At 38.6% G+C, this 18,481-nt stretch carries 18 protein-coding genes; 11 read left to right on the forward strand and 7 right to left on the reverse strand.

Annotated features, from left to right (window positions below; all coding sequences use genetic code 11):
- Positions 1 to 209: 209 nt before the first annotated feature.
- Genes JMN32_RS13700 through JMN32_RS13710 form a run of 3 tightly spaced genes read right to left on the reverse strand, consistent with a single transcriptional unit; the run spans position 210 to position 3,742 of the window.
- Positions 210 to 1,457 carry a DNA-processing protein DprA gene (locus JMN32_RS13700; protein WP_202856911.1) on the reverse strand — a complete coding sequence of 416 codons (1,248 nt, stop codon included), beginning with the start codon at positions 1,455 to 1,457 and terminating at the stop codon, positions 210 to 212.
- A 4-nt stretch (positions 1,458 to 1,461) separates the two neighbouring features.
- Positions 1,462 to 3,555 carry a RecQ family ATP-dependent DNA helicase gene (locus JMN32_RS13705; RefSeq protein ID WP_202856912.1) on the reverse strand — a complete coding sequence of 698 codons (2,094 nt, stop codon included), beginning with the start codon at positions 3,553 to 3,555 and terminating at the stop codon, positions 1,462 to 1,464.
- On the reverse strand, positions 3,548 to 3,742 hold the full coding sequence (locus JMN32_RS13710) for a helix-turn-helix domain-containing protein (protein WP_202856913.1): 195 nt from the start codon (positions 3,740 to 3,742) through the stop codon (positions 3,548 to 3,550). Before JMN32_RS13710 ends, JMN32_RS13705 begins: the two co-directional genes overlap by 8 nt.
- 636 nt (positions 3,743 to 4,378) lie before the next feature.
- On the opposite strand from JMN32_RS13710, the gene JMN32_RS13720 reads away from it, so the two are divergent.
- The 7 genes from JMN32_RS13720 (at position 4,379) to JMN32_RS13750 (ending at position 10,263) form a co-directional block, all read left to right on the forward strand.
- A complete protein-coding gene (locus JMN32_RS13720; protein ID WP_238354469.1) occupies positions 4,379 to 4,900 on the forward strand; it encodes a TetR/AcrR family transcriptional regulator in 522 nt (173 codons plus the stop codon).
- A gap of 4 nt (positions 4,901 to 4,904) precedes the next feature.
- Entirely contained in the window at positions 4,905 to 5,318 is a 414-nt protein-coding gene (locus JMN32_RS13725; protein ID WP_202856915.1) for a nuclear transport factor 2 family protein, read from the forward strand.
- Positions 5,319 to 5,897: 579 nt separating this feature from the next.
- A complete protein-coding gene (locus JMN32_RS13730; protein WP_238354470.1) occupies positions 5,898 to 6,491 on the forward strand; it encodes a Crp/Fnr family transcriptional regulator in 594 nt (197 codons plus the stop codon).
- Between the two features lie 56 nt (positions 6,492 to 6,547).
- Positions 6,548 to 7,159 carry a hypothetical protein gene (locus JMN32_RS13735; RefSeq protein WP_202856916.1) on the forward strand — a complete coding sequence of 204 codons (612 nt, stop codon included), beginning with the start codon at positions 6,548 to 6,550 and terminating at the stop codon, positions 7,157 to 7,159.
- 89 nt (positions 7,160 to 7,248) lie between these two features.
- Positions 7,249 to 8,127, forward strand: a complete 879-nt coding sequence (locus JMN32_RS13740) for an alpha/beta fold hydrolase (protein ID WP_202856917.1) — start codon at positions 7,249 to 7,251, stop codon at positions 8,125 to 8,127.
- A 308-nt stretch (positions 8,128 to 8,435) separates the two neighbouring features.
- On the forward strand, positions 8,436 to 9,083 hold the full coding sequence (locus JMN32_RS13745) for a hypothetical protein (RefSeq protein WP_202856918.1): 648 nt from the start codon (positions 8,436 to 8,438) through the stop codon (positions 9,081 to 9,083).
- A 607-nt stretch (positions 9,084 to 9,690) separates the two neighbouring features.
- Entirely contained in the window at positions 9,691 to 10,263 is a 573-nt protein-coding gene (locus JMN32_RS13750; RefSeq protein WP_202856919.1) for a DUF3592 domain-containing protein, read from the forward strand.
- A gap of 1 nt (position 10,264) precedes the next feature.
- Here JMN32_RS13750 and JMN32_RS13755 read toward each other — a convergent pair whose 3' ends face one another.
- Entirely contained in the window at positions 10,265 to 10,627 is a 363-nt protein-coding gene (locus tag JMN32_RS13755) for a cupin domain-containing protein (protein WP_202856920.1), read from the reverse strand.
- 211 nt (positions 10,628 to 10,838) lie between these two features.
- Between JMN32_RS13755 and JMN32_RS13760 the strand changes: the two genes are divergently transcribed.
- Entirely contained in the window at positions 10,839 to 13,490 is a 2,652-nt protein-coding gene (locus JMN32_RS13760) for a DUF5916 domain-containing protein (protein WP_202856921.1), read from the forward strand.
- A gap of 281 nt (positions 13,491 to 13,771) precedes the next feature.
- Positions 13,772 to 15,664 carry a TonB-dependent receptor plug domain-containing protein gene (locus JMN32_RS13765; protein WP_202856922.1) on the forward strand — a complete coding sequence of 631 codons (1,893 nt, stop codon included), beginning with the start codon at positions 13,772 to 13,774 and terminating at the stop codon, positions 15,662 to 15,664.
- An 85-nt stretch (positions 15,665 to 15,749) separates the two neighbouring features.
- Here JMN32_RS13765 and JMN32_RS13770 read toward each other — a convergent pair whose 3' ends face one another.
- Positions 15,750 to 15,881 carry a KTSC domain-containing protein gene (locus JMN32_RS13770; protein ID WP_202856923.1) on the reverse strand — a complete coding sequence of 44 codons (132 nt, stop codon included), beginning with the start codon at positions 15,879 to 15,881 and terminating at the stop codon, positions 15,750 to 15,752.
- A gap of 24 nt (positions 15,882 to 15,905) precedes the next feature.
- Here JMN32_RS13770 and JMN32_RS13775 point away from each other — a divergent pair, with 24 nt between their 5' ends.
- Positions 15,906 to 16,790, forward strand: a complete 885-nt coding sequence (locus JMN32_RS13775) for a DNA-3-methyladenine glycosylase family protein (RefSeq protein WP_202856924.1) — start codon at positions 15,906 to 15,908, stop codon at positions 16,788 to 16,790.
- A gap of 14 nt (positions 16,791 to 16,804) precedes the next feature.
- On the opposite strand, the gene JMN32_RS13780 is transcribed toward JMN32_RS13775, so the two are convergent.
- On the reverse strand, positions 16,805 to 17,479 hold the full coding sequence (locus JMN32_RS13780) for a uracil-DNA glycosylase family protein (RefSeq protein ID WP_202856925.1): 675 nt from the start codon (positions 17,477 to 17,479) through the stop codon (positions 16,805 to 16,807).
- 174 nt (positions 17,480 to 17,653) lie between these two features.
- On the opposite strand from JMN32_RS13780, the gene JMN32_RS13785 reads away from it, so the two are divergent.
- Positions 17,654 to 17,929, forward strand: a complete 276-nt coding sequence (locus JMN32_RS13785; RefSeq protein ID WP_202856926.1) for a hypothetical protein — start codon at positions 17,654 to 17,656, stop codon at positions 17,927 to 17,929.
- A 175-nt stretch (positions 17,930 to 18,104) separates the two neighbouring features.
- Here JMN32_RS13785 and JMN32_RS13790 read toward each other — a convergent pair whose 3' ends face one another.
- Positions 18,105 to 18,476 carry a hypothetical protein gene (locus tag JMN32_RS13790; protein WP_202856927.1) on the reverse strand — a complete coding sequence of 124 codons (372 nt, stop codon included), beginning with the start codon at positions 18,474 to 18,476 and terminating at the stop codon, positions 18,105 to 18,107.
- Positions 18,477 to 18,481: the final 5 nt, after the last annotated feature.

Below are 18,481 nucleotides of genomic sequence, written 5' to 3' on the forward strand. Positions count from 1 at the left end.
GCTAACTGGCATATTTTGAACCGTAATCACTGGCATAAACACTCCGAAATCAGTGGCATATTTCAAAACGTTATATCCATCTGCTTGGGGAGATTTTCTGTTATGAGGTAGTTTCTTTCGAATATTCCTGCGCAATTGATGTAATTTGCTCTTTGTCAAATTGGGGGTTTGTGGACTTGGGAATGTGCATATCTGTGAATTAGAGGCCTTTAAATTACTATTCTAATGTTCATTTTGGGGTTTATCATAAAGGATAACGGTTTACTGGTTTTAATAAGAAAATCTCTCTCCGTACCCATTTTTAACCACTCATCCAATTGACTATTTGTAAGTTTTAATTCCTCCTTCATCTCTTTTTTGGTAACAGTTTTATTTTTGAAATGGTCAATCAGTTTTACTAAAAATAAGTCAAATAAAGAAGCTTCTTTAATTTTGATTTGGAATTCACTTCTATTTAAGTCTAATGTAGTTTTATTCTTTTCGCCTTCTGAGGGCGTCTCTGAATTTGATAAGGAGAACAGTTCAAGTTCATTAAATTTAGAATGATGTTCAGTTAATTTGGATATATTCCAGTCATCATTGATTGAGAGTTTTTTAGCTCCCATTTTTACTATCTCATTATTTCCTTTTCCATCATTATTGATCACCCAAATGGGAACCCAACCCTTCTTAATGTTTTCTTTTGCTCCTTCCCATGTTCCTCCTTTAATATCTGATTTCATAACAATAGTTGCCTCAGATTGAGTATAAATTAGCTTATTCCTGGCCATTGCATTACCCACATTAAAGCCAGCCTCAGGATTGTATGGTGAAGCCAAACAGAGTTGTTTTTTGATGATGAATTTTCTGAAAATACTCGAAGTGGATTTCTTAATTAATGAGTCGGCCACAAAACCTAGTGAAAAACCGCCAGCTTCTAAAGCTCCTAACATTGCTGCTTCATCGACCCCTATTGCCCCTCCAGAGACTACTCCGAATTTATCTCTAGTAATTTTCGAACCTATTCTCTTTGTGTCGTTTAATTCTTGTTCACTGGACTTTCTTGCCCCGACCACCCCAATATAACTTTGGTTAAGAAGTTCAATCCTGCCGATCCCAAATAATATTGGAGGAGCATTTTCCTTTAGTTTATTTTTAATCCTTTTAGGATATTCACTATCACCTCTGTTAATGATCCAAATCCCTGCTTTTGACCATTTGTCTAGTGCTATTGCTAAGCTAGATTTTCGATCTAATAAAAAGTTTATTCGTTCTGAAGAAATAGTCTTGTCTCGTAAATTATCGAGCAATTCGGCACTATTCTGAGCTAAAAAGTCCTCTGGGTTTATTCCTTTAGTTTGTAGAAATCTAACAAATCGGTTCCATTCGGTAGTTGTCAATGGTTTCAGGTTTCTATCTGAGTTCTTAGCAAAGTAAGATGTAAATAATAATATAGCCTTTGTTCTATCTGTAACCATAGTTTTAATTAGCTGATGTTGAAGTTAATGTTGCAGGGTATACAATGCCGCTTCCTGCAGCTCTTAGTAATGCAGTTGCGATTGTCAATGTCCACCCAGAATCAATGGCATCATCAATTAGTAGTACGGGTTCCTCAATTCTAACATTATTACCTATTTCAAAAATACCATCCAAATTTTTACACTGAAAGTAACTATTTTCTTGTTCTTTTTGAGGAGCTGTTTCCTCGATTTTATTGATTACAGGAATGAATGGTATGCCAAGCTTGACGGCAACTCTATTCGAAAATGATGGAACTAAATCAGGGTGCCTATGGGATGGTATGCAGGTAACCCAAGTAGGTGAAGGAGAAGGCTTCCATCTTTTGTTGATCATTTCTACAAATGCTTCAACTAATTCATCTCTAAAGTGATTATTGTGTTTATCTAGTGCTACAATTTTTCCCCACCCGGCATCACCCCACCTTGATAAAGTTTTTCCAATCTCCCCCCGCAAATTCAATGGTAGGTTGCCTGCTAATTCGTATTTAGATAATGCGTCATATTGAATACGAGTTTTCAATTTTATATCGAATTCAGAATGCTTTAAAAATAGAGCTGCCTCTACGCCATTTTGGTGAGTAACTTCTTCGTGTAATTTACTATTTGTGCAATTGACACATTTTCCACAGTTAGATTTATTGGGATCATCTAGTGAATCTTGTAGGTATCTCATTAAACATCTATTGTGTTCAATGTACTCTTTGACTTCCTCCCACTCATTAACGCGTTGACTTGTTAATCTTAGAATCTTTTCAGAGTCCATTTCATAATCTACAGCCGCTCTTTTCCATTTGCTTCCAATTTTTACAATTGGTGAAGTTTCTTCAACTTTGAGGTATTTTAGAACTTGCTCTATTTGCCCTTGTCTTAAATTGAGTTCCTTCATCAGTTCGGGCACCGATAAACCATCGTGTTCATCCAGTTTATTCAAAATTGCAGTAACGCGCTCTCTAGGTGGAAATGCGGACCGTCTGAAATACTCATGTATTTTGTCATCCTCTTGTCCAGATAAAAGTATTCCATATGCTTGGTCTATTGCTCGTCCAGCTCTTCCAACCTGCTGATAATAGGAAATAATTGAATTAGGGGCTTGGTAATGTACGACAAATCCTAAATCAGGTTTGTCATAACCCATTCCCAGAGCAGAAGTTGCAACTAAGACCTTAATTTCATTATTGAATAAGACATCTTCAACGTACTGTCTGTATGTGTTAGAATCCTCAAAATTGTCATCAATCGCTCCGGAATAATAGTATGCAGCTTCAATATCGCATTCGATCAACCAATCAGTGACAATGTGTGCATCTCTTTTTGTTAAAGTATATATTATTCCGCTTCCAGGAAGTCTTTCAATATTTTCCTTTAACCAAGCCAATCTTGAAGCTTGATCTTTGAGCTTTATATTTTGTAAAGAGATACTTTTCCTGGTAAGCGCACCTCTTATAATCTCTATATTACCAAGCTGTGAAACGATATCCTCGCATACTCTGTCATTAGCTGTTGCGGTAGTTCCAAGAATTGGCATACCATCAGGCATAAATTTTAATATGCTTATTATTCTCCGATAATCAGGCCTAAAGTCATGACCCCAATCAGAAATACAATGAGCTTCATCAACAACAAATAAACCGATTCTATCAGCTATTGGTCTTAATACATTATCCATAAAACTTTCATTTGAAAGTCTCTCAGGCGAGATCAATAGAGCATCTATTTCATTGTTGAGTACGGCTTGTTTGTGAGCTTCCCAATCAGATATATTAGTTGAATTAATTGAAACTGCATTTATTCCTAGTCTTTCAGCTGCATCAACTTGATTTCTCATGAGTGCGAGCAATGGTGAAATAATAATGGTAGTACCTTTACCTTGATCTCTCAAAATTCTTGTACTAATGAAATAAACAGAGCTTTTTCCCCATCCCGTTCTCTCTATAACAAGTAGCTTCTTTCGACCATTTACTAAACTGTCAATAGCTTCCCACTGACCTTCTCTAAATTCAGCAGAAGGATCATTTATAGCCTTTCTTAATAATTTTAACCCTTCCTCTTTAGTCATTTTCTGCCTTTATTAATTCTTTGGGACTGACTTGTAATATCTTGGCAATCTCAAAAAGTACGGCTAGCCTAGGTTGTTGCCTGTTTTGCACATATCCATTAACCATGTTGTAGCTTTTTCCAAGTTGTTTAGCCAACCAAATCTGTTTAATACCCTTATCTTCTAAAACTTCCTTTATTCGGTTCATTTCAGTTTAAAATTATGTGAACCAAGATAGTATTTTTGGTTCTAAATATCTTGTTTTTTAATATATAAATAGTTCGAAATATCTATATTGAGCGTGAGAATGTTCCAGCTCTTTTGGTTTTTCAGAGTTGATGTTATGGTGACAAAAACCAAATGCGCTATATTGTATGGAGGACCTACACCATGACTAGCCCCTAACAAAGTGTATAATAATAGGAGGCTTAATTAATCCACTCTTTATAAAGAGTACTTTGACAAAGGCTGATGGCATAGCTTAGTACAATATTTGTAAGCAACCTTTAATTCTATGACCAGCAACCATTCCATCAACAGCCGCCCCGATTTAGAAGTATTTTATGAATCTGTCGAGATTTCACGTTTCAAGAGCAACCTAAGGTGTGTGCTGTTTGATTACTTAAGTGTCAAACATTACGACTTGATACCAGACTTTGAGAGTTTTATGCAGGACATGAATTCTTTGTTTGACTTCCTTGATTCATTGGAGAAAATCGAGCGCTCTTAAACTATCTCCTATCCGAGGCATCTTATTGATCAGTAAGATATTTTCATGTCAATATTAGACAGACTTGTCTAATCAAATTCTTTTATTTATGTTTGGCCAATCAAATCGTAAATAATGAAGGTTCGAGATAAACTGATATACACTGCAGCCCGGCTGTTTCACAGACATGGCTATAACTCTACGGGGATTAACCAGATCATCGAAGAAGCGGAAATTGCCAAAGGTAGTTTCTACTACAACTTTAAGTCGAAGGAAGATCTCTGCATAGCCTACTTAGAGTTTCGTCATACTTATTGGTTTACCAAGCTTCGCCAATATGTGAAGAAACATGCGGGAGAGAGCAGTGAAGTTTTATGTGCATTTGACTTTTTGGTGTCTATGAATGAACTGGAAAACTTTAGAGGCTGCAGTTTCCTCAATATACTTTCTGAACTCAACGAAAATGATTCGAAAATCCTTGAAGTAATCCGAAGTCATAAAAGCGACTTAAGAGATTATATCAAAACCCTGGTGAGTCCTGGTATAAGTGATCATGTGTATTTGCTGTTTGAAAGTTCGATTATAGAAAGTCAGTTGTTCAAGGATCAGTGGCCAATTATTAAATCTAAAAATATAGTTCAATCCCTAATTAACTAAAGCTATGGAAGTGAAAAAACCATTACCGCCATTCACGCACGAAACAGCAATGCAGAAAGTGCAAATGGCAGAAGACGCATGGAATTCCAGGAATCCGGAGAAGGTATCTCTTGCCTACTCTGTAGATACCGAGTGGAGGAACAGAGATAAATTTATCAAGGGCAGAGAGGGCGTAGTTCAGTTCTTATCTGATAAGTGGAATAAAGAGCTTGACTATAAACTCAAGAAAGAACTATGGGCATTTACCGACAATAAAATTGCTGTACGTTTCGAGTATGAATATCATGATACGAACGGGCAATGGTACCGAGCCTATGGAAATGAGAATTGGGAGTTTGATGAATACGGATTTATGAAAAAGCGATATGCCAGCATCAATGATCTGCCGATAGATGAAAAAGACAGAAGGATGAAATAAAAGTCACTCTTATTATAGTTTTTGTGAGGCTTGAGATAGTAATAGGTGTTTTATTAGGCTATTTATTTTTTGCATTTATAAAAACAGGTTCCATTTTTCTTCCGCCACGCCGTGCTTGTCCATTTCACTGCGTGCTATAGTAAATAAAAAATAGAATGAACGATTTATTCAGCCATAAATATGCTTTTAAACGTATTTATGGTCTTTGTGCATCGGGGCTATCAGTATTAGTTCTTCACACCTGATCTGTGTGCAGATTACATGGCACAGTGCAGAAACTTAGTTTCTCCAGCAGTTCTTATTCATATAATACCCGTCACAACTACTTTCTTTTTTTACTTTATTCTAGTGGTACCGGGTTTAACTCCGGGGTCAAATGACGCTGGAAAATTATAACTAAACTGATTAAGCTCAATAAAGTTTTCCAATTCTTTAGCGTAATTGATTGATTTGCAGATTGCTTGTGCTGTAACAGAAATTGTAAAATTTAATAGTCTTGGATTTAGTAAGTTCAAGTCATAGTGTCGACTTTTGAGTCATAAGCACCCAAAAATTAAAGTGTAAAACCAATGTTTTTGAATGGAAACCGATGTGGATATCAGTAAGGTTGTCGAAACCATTAGTGCCAGCTATACTCCTTTAACCGATGCATGCCAAGGCGACCTGGTTCGGGCACTTAAAATTTTGCGTTTCGACCGGTCTGCTACCCTTGTTAAGGAAGGGCAATATGCGGATAAAACCTATTTTATTGTAGAGGGCTGCGCCAGGGCTTATTATCTAAAAGATGGTAAAGATATTACAGATTGGTTCGCATTCGAGGGCGAGTTTATAAGCTCCATTAACAGCTTTTTTCTTGATGTGCCAAGTCCTCACTTCATAGAGATATTGGAGCGGGGAATTTTGCTGGAGCTTTCAAGAGATAAAATCACTATACTTTCTGATAAGTACCACGATTTTGAAAGACTGGTCAAAACAGTAGTAACCAAAACGCTGCTTCAGCTTCAGCAACGTGTTGTCTCTATCCAGTTCGAGACGGCACAACAGAAGTATGAAAACCTTTTGGGGGTTCAGCCGGGAATTACGCAGAGAGTACCTCTGACGCATATAGCCTCATTTTTGGGCATTACCCTGGAGACCTTAAGCAGAATCCGCAATCCTAAAAACGGAATTTGATCTATGTCAAATGCTGACTAGAGTTGATGCCTGATCTTTGCCCAAAAACAAGAAATATGAAGCGAATTCACTATTTATCTGGCATAACCATTACCGTGTTCATTGGGCTGCACTTATTTAATCATGTGGTTGGCATTTTCGGTGCGGATAAACACATCGAAGTCATGACCGTATTACGACATTTTTATCGCAACCTTTTTGCTGAGATAATACTTCTGTCGGCCGTTCTGGTTCAAATAATTTCGGGCATTTCCCTATTTGTCAGAGGAAGAAAGCATGCAACCAACGACTTTGAAATGCTACACCTTTGGACAGGAATTTATATGGCGGTTTTTCTGATCATTCATTTGAGTGCTGTAATTACAGGCAGGTTTGTCTTAAACCTGGATACTAATTTCTATTTTGGAGTGGCTGGTTTGAATACCTTTCCTCATAATATGTTTTTCATTCCATATTATGGCCTTGCAATCCTTTCATTTTTTGGCCATATAGCGGCTATTCATAAAAGGAAAATGAAACAACCCATACTCGGTGTGTCTCCATCTGCTCAGTCCGTGGCAATTCTAGTATCGGGAGCAGTATTGACCCTATTGATATTTTATGGTCTTACCAATCAGTTTCATGGGGTGCCAATACCGGATGAATATGGTGTGCTTGTCGGGAAATAAATTTTGTGTTTGAGAGGGGTAAAGGTTTTTGATACTGACATAGGGTTGACACAGGCGTGGATTAGTATTGTATAAATCAATATTATCCTATGAAAAAATTATTACTTATGTCGGTGACCTGCCTGTTAATGTTAGGTGGAGCCTACGGTCAAAACTCAGTCTCAATGAAGAAAGAACAAGTCAAGATCAATGACCAGGTGAAGATAAGCTATCTTCAAAGCGGTAGTGGAGACATTACTTTGCTTTTTTTGCATGGCTGGTGCATTAATAGCGGCTATTGGAAAAATCAGATTACTCACTTTAGCAAAGACTATAGCGTATATGCCATGGATTTGCCGGGCTTTGGTGAATCTACTGCCAAAGGGAGAACCTCATGGACAATAAAGGAGTATGCAGAAGATGTTGAAGGCTTTATAAAAAAGAAGGGTCTGAAGAATGTGGTGCTGGTTGGTCATTCTATGTCGGGAAATATCATGTTGCATGTGGCTATTGATCTGCCAGTCCAGGTCATCGGGGTTGTGGGTGTTGATAACTTCAAATATGTTGGCGTTGAGTTTTCGCCTGAGGATACGAAATATATGACCGATTACTTTGAGGCTCTGGAAAGTGATTTCGGTAAAAATGCACCAACATACTCTGAGAAGACCTTGTTTCATCTTTCTACTCCACCAGAGGTAAAGAAAGCTGTGATGACAGACATTGCGAACACTGATCCGGCAATTGGTCTTAAATCTCTAAAGGATCTGATGCAAGGCTTTCAAGATGTGCCCAAGCTACTTGAGAAGTTACCGCTGAAACTATATCTTATCAATAGTTCTGCTACATCAACTTACGAGGAAGGGCTTAAAAAATATTCAAGGAATGATTTCCATATCGAGTTCATTGGAGACACGGGTCATTATCCGATGGTGGAAAACCCGACAGTCTTCAACGAAGCATTAGATAATATTTTGGCATCTGTTAAGTAATGAAGACGAAGTTTGTCAAATTTAACTTCGATTATCAATGTGCCTTGAAGGAATTTTCATTCCCGACTTGGGACAGAGTTCTCCACTTGAAACAGAACATGTTCTTGTTTAACCTCCAAATACGCTTTTTCAAGACAATCATATGTTGGCATAGCAATTGTTTTTATTAAAACGGTTAGGTTGAACAAGCTGTTATTTCGTTTTTAGTTGGTTTTAACGAAAACAGTCAGAAGCCGCTCTCTGGTAAAGGGCGGCTTTTTTTTGGTTATATCTTAATCAAATATTTTTTAAATACCATATAGTAGTTAATGGGTGAATTGAGGAGTTTTAGAAGATTTTCTGACCTGGCTTTATCAGAAGATCTAGTGCAATTATTTTTAAGCAATGGAATTGAATATAAGTTGGTTGAGGTTGGGTCACCGGTTGATACAACATTTGGTGGCGGAGCCCAAGCAGTGGTGCATGAAATAAAAATTTATCAGCGTGACTTTGAAAAAGCCCGTAATATTCTGTCTGCTCATGCTGAGGTAATGATGCTTAATGTAGATAAAACTCACTACTTATTTGATTTTACAAATGAGGAACTCTATGATGTGCTGTTAAAGCCTGATGAGTGGAGTGAGTTGGACCATATGCTGTCAACTAAAATTCTTAGGGATAGAGGAGAAAATATAAGCAAGGACTTAATTGCTTCACTCAAAACTCAAAGGTTGGCTGACCTGACTGAACCTGAAGCAAGTCAAATGGGCTGGGTCTACGCCGGCTATTTCTTCTCTTTAATAGGTGGGCTGTTGGGGCTGTTGATGGGATGGCAGATATGGAATGGAACCAAGACTCTTCCGGGCGGAAAGAAGGTGTATTCTTATTGTCACTCTGACCGGAAACATGGCCGGAACATCTTCCTTATCGGGCTGGTTATTTTTCCTGTTGTAATTATATCAAGCCTATTGTCATAAAGGTATTCGAAAGTAGAGAGAGCTGCTTCTGTTGCACATGACTTTACAGATATTACGACTCTCTTATCTTGTTCTCGGAAAAAGAATAAGCCCAAAACCGGGACTAGTTTTTATATTGGGATTTTTGATTGTTAACATTTCCTTACAAGCATGCAACTTATATTATATGCAACTATTGGTATGGCAATTACCTTTATTTAATCGGTTAGGTTGAACAAGCTATTATCATAGTTTTAGTTGGTTTTAGCGTGAAACAGTAAAAGACCGCTTTTTGTAAAGGCTGGCTTTTTTATGATAATAAACAAAAGCTCAATATAAACGAAATAACGTGTTTTAATATAAAATAACATATTTTAATAAACCATGTACAAAACTTTGTACATGAAATTGGGTATATAACCGTTCCTTTTCATTCGATATAACGTAAACATATGTTTATATTAAATAACGTATACTAGTGCGAAAGAGCACTATTTTGTACCCTCTATTTTCTCACCCGAACAGTAAGTTGTGTCAATTGGCTAAAGCTAACCCTTCTTATTTATTTTTCAATTAAGGACTTGTCTATAAGACTGGTGTTAGTTCAAAAATATCATTAAATTGAAATATGGAGGTTGCAGAGGTTCAAAAGCAATACATTAGAGAGCTACTGATCAAGGGCCGTAAAATTGAAGCTATTAAATATCTTCGAACTAACTTCGATTTAACCCTAAAAGATGCCAAGCGATTGGCTGAACTGATTGATGAGGACATAGCGGAAGGTGAGTATATTAGAAAACCCGGGCCATTTCGTAGTGGTGGTGTTAGTGCTCTCACCTATGTTTTCGGTTTAATTGGGGCTATTATGCTGGGTATAGGTGTTTATCTATACTTATCGCACCGCAACTTTGTTAAGGAGGCCGAACAGACCGTGGCTGTGGTAATTCATAATCCTTCCCAGCCTGTATTTGAGTACAAGTTTGAAGGCCAGACTTACACCTACTATTCTAATATTGAATCTCAACCGCCCAGCTACTCTGTGGGAGAGGAGGTCTGGGTTTATGTTAACCCTGATGACCCACATGATGTGCTTATCAACACCTTCATGGATCGCTGGTTTGTAATTACCCTTGTAGGGGGTATGGGTGTTATCTTTTCAAGCGTCAGTCTGCTTGTTTTCTTTCTAACCCGATTACGCTAGATTATATCCAGTCCAATTCCTTCACAGTTAGATCAGACTCTACCTCGCCGGTATGCGCCGTTGATTTAGGTTCAAATAGCATAACATGACATTCCTGTTCGGCAACAGGTAAGTGCTCAACTCCTTTTGGTACTACAAACATTTCTCCTTCATTCAAATCAACTTTACCGTCTCTGAAATATAATGTCATACTGCCTTTGATGATCAAAAACATTTCATCTTCATTAGCATGGCTATGCCATACCATTTCTCCTTTTATCTTGGCAAGCTTAACATACTGTCCGTTCAGTTCACCTACAATCTTGGGAGTCCAGTGTGCAGAGAACAGAGAGAATTTTTCTTTGAGGTTTACTTTTGGTTTCATAATCTTTCAGTCAATAAATGTTGACTTAAGGTACTGGTTTTGTAATAACTTTCACCAATAACCTACCAATTAGTCATTTGCAGGACCTCCGTTTATATAAGAGAATGAGACGTTTGTCAGAAATAATCGTCTATTCGGCATTAGGCCTTAGCAGGCATGTAACTATTGCAGATAATAGCAGTAATAACTTGTAAGGTCTAAAACTCTAACAATGAGGCTTCTTCTTATTTTTATCGTAATTATATCAGTATTTTCCTCTGGGTTTGCTCAAGAACCCGATGTCAAGTCTTATACCACCCAACGCATAGTGGGAGAGCCGCCTAAGATAGATGGTAAGGTACAAGATAGAGCCTGGGAGCAGGTACCCTGGGGAGGAGGTGATTTTACACAACGCATTCCTGATGACGGTGCAGCTCCTTCCGTTCAAACTCAGTTTAAGATTCTCTACGATGCTAAAAACCTTTATGTCTTGTTCAAAAACCTTGATTCTGAACCTGACAAAATAGTTGATCGCATGTCAAGAAGAGATGGTTTTGAGGGAGATTTTGTGGAGGTGAATATCGATAGCTATTATGATAAAAGAACGGCATTTTCATTTACAGCTTCCGTTTCTGGTGTAAAGGGTGATGAATATGTGTCTAATAACGGAAACAACTGGGACAGCAATTGGGACCCTATCTGGTATCTTAAAACGAGTATAAATGAAGAGGGATGGATTGCGGAGATGAGGATTCCATTAAGTCAGTTGCGCTTTGCTGATAAACCCGAGCATATCTGGGGTTTGCAGATTACTCGCCGGTTTTTTAGGAATAATGAACGTTCTAACTGGCAATATATACCACAAGATGCAGCCGGTTGGGTTCATTTGTTTGGTGAACTGAGAGGAATAAAGGGGATAAGGCCACAGAAGCAGCTGGAAATACAGCCTTATGTACTGGCTAAAACTGAGCGGTTTCAAAAGGAAGAGGGTAATCCTTATGCTACAGGTAGCTCATCAGATATTGATTTTGGACTGGATGCAAAAATTGGTATTACCAGTGATATTACTTTGGATTTGACGGTAAACCCTGATTTTGGACAGGTAGAGGCAGACCCGTCGCAAGTTAACTTATCGGCATTCAGGCTCTTTTTTCCTGAGCAGCGCCCTTTTTTTATTGAAGGAAATAATATCCTGACTTTTCCGGTTTCCAGCTCTGATAACAACAATCTTTTTTACTCACGGAGAATAGGCCGAAAACCGCAACAAACCATAGATACGGATGACGATGATCTGGATGGAGACGGAGAGGCTGATGACGATGAAGTGGAGGAGTTTGTTAAGGCCGGTAGCAATTCCCGTATTCTGGGTGCTGCTAAAGTTACAGGTAAAAATAAGAATGGTTTTTCCTGGGGTATCTTGGAGTCAGTAACGGCTATTGAGAAAGCAGAAGTTGATAGCCTGGGGTATACCCGTGAGGAAACGATAGAGCCTCTAACCAACTATTTTGTAGCAAGGGCTCAACAGGATATCAATAAGGGTAATACGCTTGTTGGAGGAATGTTTACTGCTACTAATCGTAAAATAGAAGATCCGCGGCTGGACTGGCTTCATAAATCGGCCTATACTGCTGGTGTGGATTTTACCCATTATTGGCTTCAGCGTACATACTTCATTTCCTCCAAAGTGGTTTTAAGTAAGGTAGAGGGAAGCGAGGAAGCAGTAACCTCTACCCAGAAATCTTCTGAGAGGTTTTTTCAGCGTGCTGATAATCGTCATACAAAACTTGATACTACACGAAATGAGCTAACAGGTACTGGTGGAACACTGATTTTTGGAAAACGAAGCGGAAAAATTGTTTATGATGCAGGCTTTAGCTGGTTGTCTCCAGAGTTAGAGTTAAATGATATTGGCTTTTTAGGTCAAACGGATATGATGACTCAGTGGCTGTGGGTTCAATATAGGAAGCTGAAGCCTTTTGGAGCTTTCAGGTGGCTTCGCGTTAACTTTAATCAGTCCTCGTCCTGGGATTTTGGAGGTGTCAGTACCAAAAAGGATTTTAATATGCGGACGAACTTTGAGTTCAAAAACTTTTGGTCTGGGGGTGCTGGTTTTTATTTACGTAGCGATGCAGTCTCCAATGCCGATTTACGTGGGGGACCTGCTATTACCTATCCCGGTAGGTTTGAGTATTGGGCCTGGATAATGACTGACCCCAGAAAGAAGTTTAGTATGGAAGTAAATCCATGGTGGGGTTTTGGGTTTGACAACAATCAAAAAACCAGAGGTTTATGGCTCAATTTTGTGTTTCGCCCAAGTAATGCATGGAATATTTCCCTTAATCCAAGCATACGGAGTAATGTGGATGAAATGCAATATGTAACTACTGTTAGTGACTTGGGGCAGGACCGCTATATCATAGCTCAAATAGATCAGACTACTTATAACATGTCTTTTCGGATGACCTACATGATAACTCCAAACCTGTCCATTCAATATTGGGGACAGCCCTTTGCATCATCAGGAAGCTATTCTGCTTTTAAGAAAGTGACTACTCCTGCTGCGGAGAACTATAATAACAGGTTTGCCGCTGTTAGAACAGTGTATGACTCTGAAAATGATGAGTATTTGATTGACGAAAACTTCGACAGTCAAAAAGATTATACCATAGAAAACCCCGACTTCAATTTTGCTCAATTCCGCTCCAACATGGTCCTTAGATGGGAATATATTCCAGGCTCTACCCTATTCCTGGTCTGGACACAAAACAGGTCAGAATCACCAGGCAACGAGAGTCATTCTTTTTCCCACCTTTATGAAGGCTTGTTTAACAAGAAGCCTCGTAACACATTTATTTTAAAATACACCTACCGCTTTATTTTGTAAGAGGGTGTCGGTATTAAGCTCTCCCTTTTTAGCTTTTGTTAATAATCTACTGTAAATCAGAGAGTATTGTGCTTAGTGAGGCGGTCTGAAAGAGCAACAAAAAAGCTTGAAAGACATGTTTTTCACCAGAATACTGCTTATCTTATATATTCATTTTGAATATTGTTTAAGAAAACGGTATGAGAGTCATACTTGGAGCCCGCATTTTGTTTTCACTAATTTCTCTATCCTTTGGTATTGTAGCTGATGCTTAGGATGAGGATATAGATCAGTATTTTGAAATGTCTGTGGATGAACTTATAAACCTTGAGATTTCAGTCGCATCAAAAAGTGCAGAAGCCTATATTAATTCTCCTTCTTCTGTTTATGTATTTACCGCCATGGAAATTGAGCGTATGGGAGCAAGGTCGGTGGAAGAGTTGCTTAACTATGTCCCTGGTTATTTTACAGGTTTGGATATAGAGCAGGGTAAAGCTTATCGTACGGGTGCCAGAGGTAGAAGTACAGCACTTTCAGAGTCAGTTTTATTTTTGGTCAATGGAAGCCAGCTCAATGATCTATACACGGGTGGTGTTTCTATTATCAATAGGCTTGTTCCCGTTGAAAATATTAAGCAAATAGAAGTAATAAGAGGACCAGGATCTTCTTTATATGGTTCCAATGCCTTTCTTGGGGTTGTAAATATTGTAACGAAAAAAAACATCAATGACATACAGCTTTCTTACGGCAATTTTCAAAGTGTGTCGGTGGCCGGCAATTTTTCTAAGAGCTATGAGAATGTGGATATCAACGCATTTGTTAAGGGCTTTTCTAACGACGGCTACGAGTTTGACGATTTTACGGATCTTGTAGGAAGGACTTCGGATATGACAGATCAGGAGCGAGGTTTTGACGCTATGCTCGGGGTGAGTTATAAGGGATTAAAGTTGGAAATGCGTCATCATGAACGTGAATTTAAAGGTTATTATGGGTTAGGGGGTGTTGCGGACTTCAATAATTCCGAGGAGTCATTTCAAACTATGGTAAACCTAATATACACCTTACAGTTTACGGAGAAACTAAAGTTCAACTTCAAAGTTGGTAGAAGGGTTGAAACATGGAAAACCAAGGCGGTAATATTTCCTGCTGGCTACGATGGGTGGACAGAGGACTTTTTTGCAGGGCCATTTATGAAGAGTTCGGCCATTAATTTAAATGCAGATGCCACACAGTTACTAAGTGAAAAAAATGAACTGCTCGCGGGGTTTTCTTATGAGCGCGCAGGAATTTCCAAGGCGGTATCGCTGACCACCCATGACTATAGGGAACTTAACTATTTTGGTGGTATACGTGAATACGAATTACCGTTCAACAATATAGACGATATGCGGTATGTTTTAGGTTTTTTTATTCAGGATAAGCATACCTTCAACAAATACCTAAAAGTAACTTATGGTGCCAGGATAGACAATTACAGCGATTTTGGAACTAGTTTTAACCCCCGAGGAGCGGTAATTGGAAACACTCCATGGAAAGGTATAGTTAAAGTCATGTATGGTCAGGCATTCAGGGCACCAAATTATCTTGAGCTCTATGATCAGAATAACCCCGTTGATTATGGCAACACTGCACTGGACCCGGAGAAAATAAAGACTATTGAGATTGCCTACACACAAAGCTTTGATGTGTTTTCTGCTTCAGCCACGTACTTTAATAATACTATTGAAAACCTGATTTTTCTTGATCCGGAAGCACCACCGGTTCAGGTAGAAAATAACCCCTTACTTGCACCCACGTTCTATAATTTGCCTAAGGATATTCATACCTCAGGGATTGAGTTAGGAATGATCTATAGACCATTTCACAAGTTTACCTTTACAGGTACATTTACGAAGCTAATGGATGATTTTGCTTATATGCCAAAGCAAATGATCTCTGCCAGAGCTAACATAAGATTTGGAAGGTTCAACTTCAATTTTAATGGGATATATCATGGAGAAATCAAGGAAGTAAGCAATCAGTCTGGATACCTGGTTTTAAACAGCAGGCTACAGTTCAAATATGAAGACCTGACACTGTTTGGGAGCGTTAATAATTTAACGGATAAAATTTACAGAACGCCCACTACGCTTTCTGACGTAGGTGTCGTGAACCGTGGCCGCCTATTGTCATTTGGCTTAAAAATAAATTTTTAGGTTTAGGCCATCTTATATTCTTCATGCTGGAATTTAATATGAGCGTTAAAATACACCTAGGAAGAATCAGCGCTAATAGAGTTATTCATACAGGTAGTTCTACATTGTAATATTGATAAATATCCACACTTTCGGAGAACTCCATTTCAAGTAATTCGTTTGCGTTGTCATAGCCAATTGAAGCAATGACGCTGGAATTAACCAGTTTTCTTTTCATATTTTGCTACTAAAGAAAATTATAATGCAGATAGAAATTCCCCTTCCTGAGCATTTTAGTTATCAAGAATGCCTCTGGTATCTGGATAGAGGTCTTGATGAATGTCTTTACAGGATTGAAAACGAAATAGTATACAAAGCTGTTTCCTTCAATGACAAAAAGGCTTTGATAAAGATATCGGCTAGTCCTCAGGCATTACAGGTAAATACATTGACACAGAGTAGTAGCATACCGGACGAAGCTATTGTCAACTATGTAAATACTTGGTTTGATTTGGGTAGAGACCTTAGTGATTTTTATACTTTGGCAGCGAATGACCCTTTGCTTAGTCAATTGTTAGCAAAGTACTCAGGCCTTAGGCTCATAGGGATCAATGATCTTTTTGAGGCGCTTTGCTGGTCTGTTATTGGTCAGCAGATCAACCTAAAGTTTGCCTATAAATTGAAAAGAGCTCTGGTGGAAAGGTTTGGTAGCTATCAAGATTTCGGCGGACAACGATATTACTACTTTCCGTCTCCGGCAGAGTTGTCTGCTGTCACTAAGCAGGACCTTTTGGCCATACAGTTTTCGAGGCAAAAGGCTGATTATGTGCTTAATTTGGCCGAAATGTTTGATGCAGGTAGAATTTCTAAAAGCCACTTGCAGCAACTTAGCTTTAGAGATGCCTTGGCCGAGCTGTCCAAACTTCACGGTATCGGAGCCTGGACCGCTAACTATGTGTCAATGCGCTGTCTTAGGTTTGTGGAGGCTTTTCCTATGGGTGATGCAGGCTTACAAAATGCTATACGCAGCTTGTGGGGACAAAAGGAAAAACCCACTGCTTTGCAGCTACGGGAGCTTTCTGACCAATGGGCAGGCTGGCAGGCATATGCGACTTTGTATTTATGGAGATCTTTAAGCGAAAGATAGTATAAATGTTGCTTTTACTCGATCGTACGACTGAGTTGATTATAATACTCTTGTATAAATTCGTTCAGTCTTTTTAGGCGATACTGCATGATCCACCTTGGATGAGGCAGGGGAATGATCTCTTTAAACAGCTTGTGTTTGGCATTTAGCTTTTTAAGATAAGCAATATTCTTGCCCATGCCCAAGCTAAAAGCCGTGTCCTTAGCTCCAAATTCAATTTGCTTTTTCATCTCCTCCACTATATAGTCTTCAAGGCACTCCTGTAAAGCAGGGATGTCGTAATAATTGAGATTTTTGCCATCTTTTACAAAGCCGAGCGGAGATACGGATGTGAAATAAAAGTTTTTATAAAATATCTCTGGTCCTCCTATTGCATGGATCATTTGATAAATAAACCTCGATGACAACTCTTGTTTTGGATCAAAGTTATTTTCAATATTCAGTTCCTCTTTAAGTCTGATCGGGTCAGTAAAGGGTATGCCTGTTGAGCCACCTCCAAAGCGACCTGGGTTTATTCCAATCAAAAACGTACGGGAGTGGTTATCATTAAAATACTTGTGATAGAATGTTTCCAGAATAGCACTTACGTATTCGCGGTCAAAGGGGTAAAGCACCTCCACACTATCGGGCAATTGCTGTGGTATGGAAACACTGGCATAATACTCAAGAATTTTTTCTGCATAGGTCATATCGTAAAGCTATAGAAAACAGCCAAACTGTTAAACACTTACCTGTGTCATTTCAGCTTTTATCATCATCTGCCCGACCGAAGAGTTGACCCGTTTATCAAAATATATTAAGCTCATTGCAACCTTTACTCCGGAAAGCTGCGTCTTATGGTGTAGGTCAAACAACAAATAAGTATGAAAATTCTAACAATACTGGTAGCCCTGCTATTGGCTGGCACGGCTTATGCAAATGTAAATGATGACAAAGATTTAGCTGCGAAAAAGAAGATAGCCATTGTTAATAATGAAGAGGCCAAATATAAATTGGTCTACCTTAACGAAAGCCAAGGTACCGTATTAATCAATATTTTTAATAAAGAGGGAGCAAAGGTTCATATCCAGAAGGAAATGAACGAAGAAGTGTTTGCTCAGCAATTTGATTTTGCTCCTTTAGGTACATATACCATATGAAATGGAGCACCCTGATGGCACTGTTGAGGTTTCAGAAGGGCTTACAACATGAAGAACATCAAGACTTCTTCTTTCAAATTCGATGTTGCTGATAATACTGATACCATAACAATGGTTACTCAATAAGTTTGTTTTGTTTAGGTAATGGGGCTGCACCGTGAAATACCGGCCAGCCTCATTTTTTTTTCTCCTGTACAACTTCTTCGTACTTCTCTTTTAAGATATCCAAGGCCAGATCTATGCTTTCAAGGTGAGCTCTAAATGCCAAGATGGCAAACCTTAACTTATAGGTTCCATCAATAGTTGTTGTGGATAAAAAAACGCGACCATCGTCATGTATTTTTTTAGCAACCTCCTGATTAAACTTGTTCGGGTCTTCTTTATGGGGCATAAACCTAAAAGTGATCACAGTCAGTTCGGGCTCAGGCCCTACCTCTATACTGGGAATTTTTTGAAGTTGTAAATAGAGGTACCTCGTCAGCAATAGCTTTTCATCAAGTGCTGACCTGAATGGGTTCACTCCATGGATCATAAGAGGTAACCACATACGTA

The sequence above is a fragment of the Fulvivirga marina genome (assembly GCF_016775155.1).
Lineage (GTDB): Bacteria > Bacteroidota > Bacteroidia > Cytophagales > Cyclobacteriaceae > Fulvivirga > Fulvivirga marina.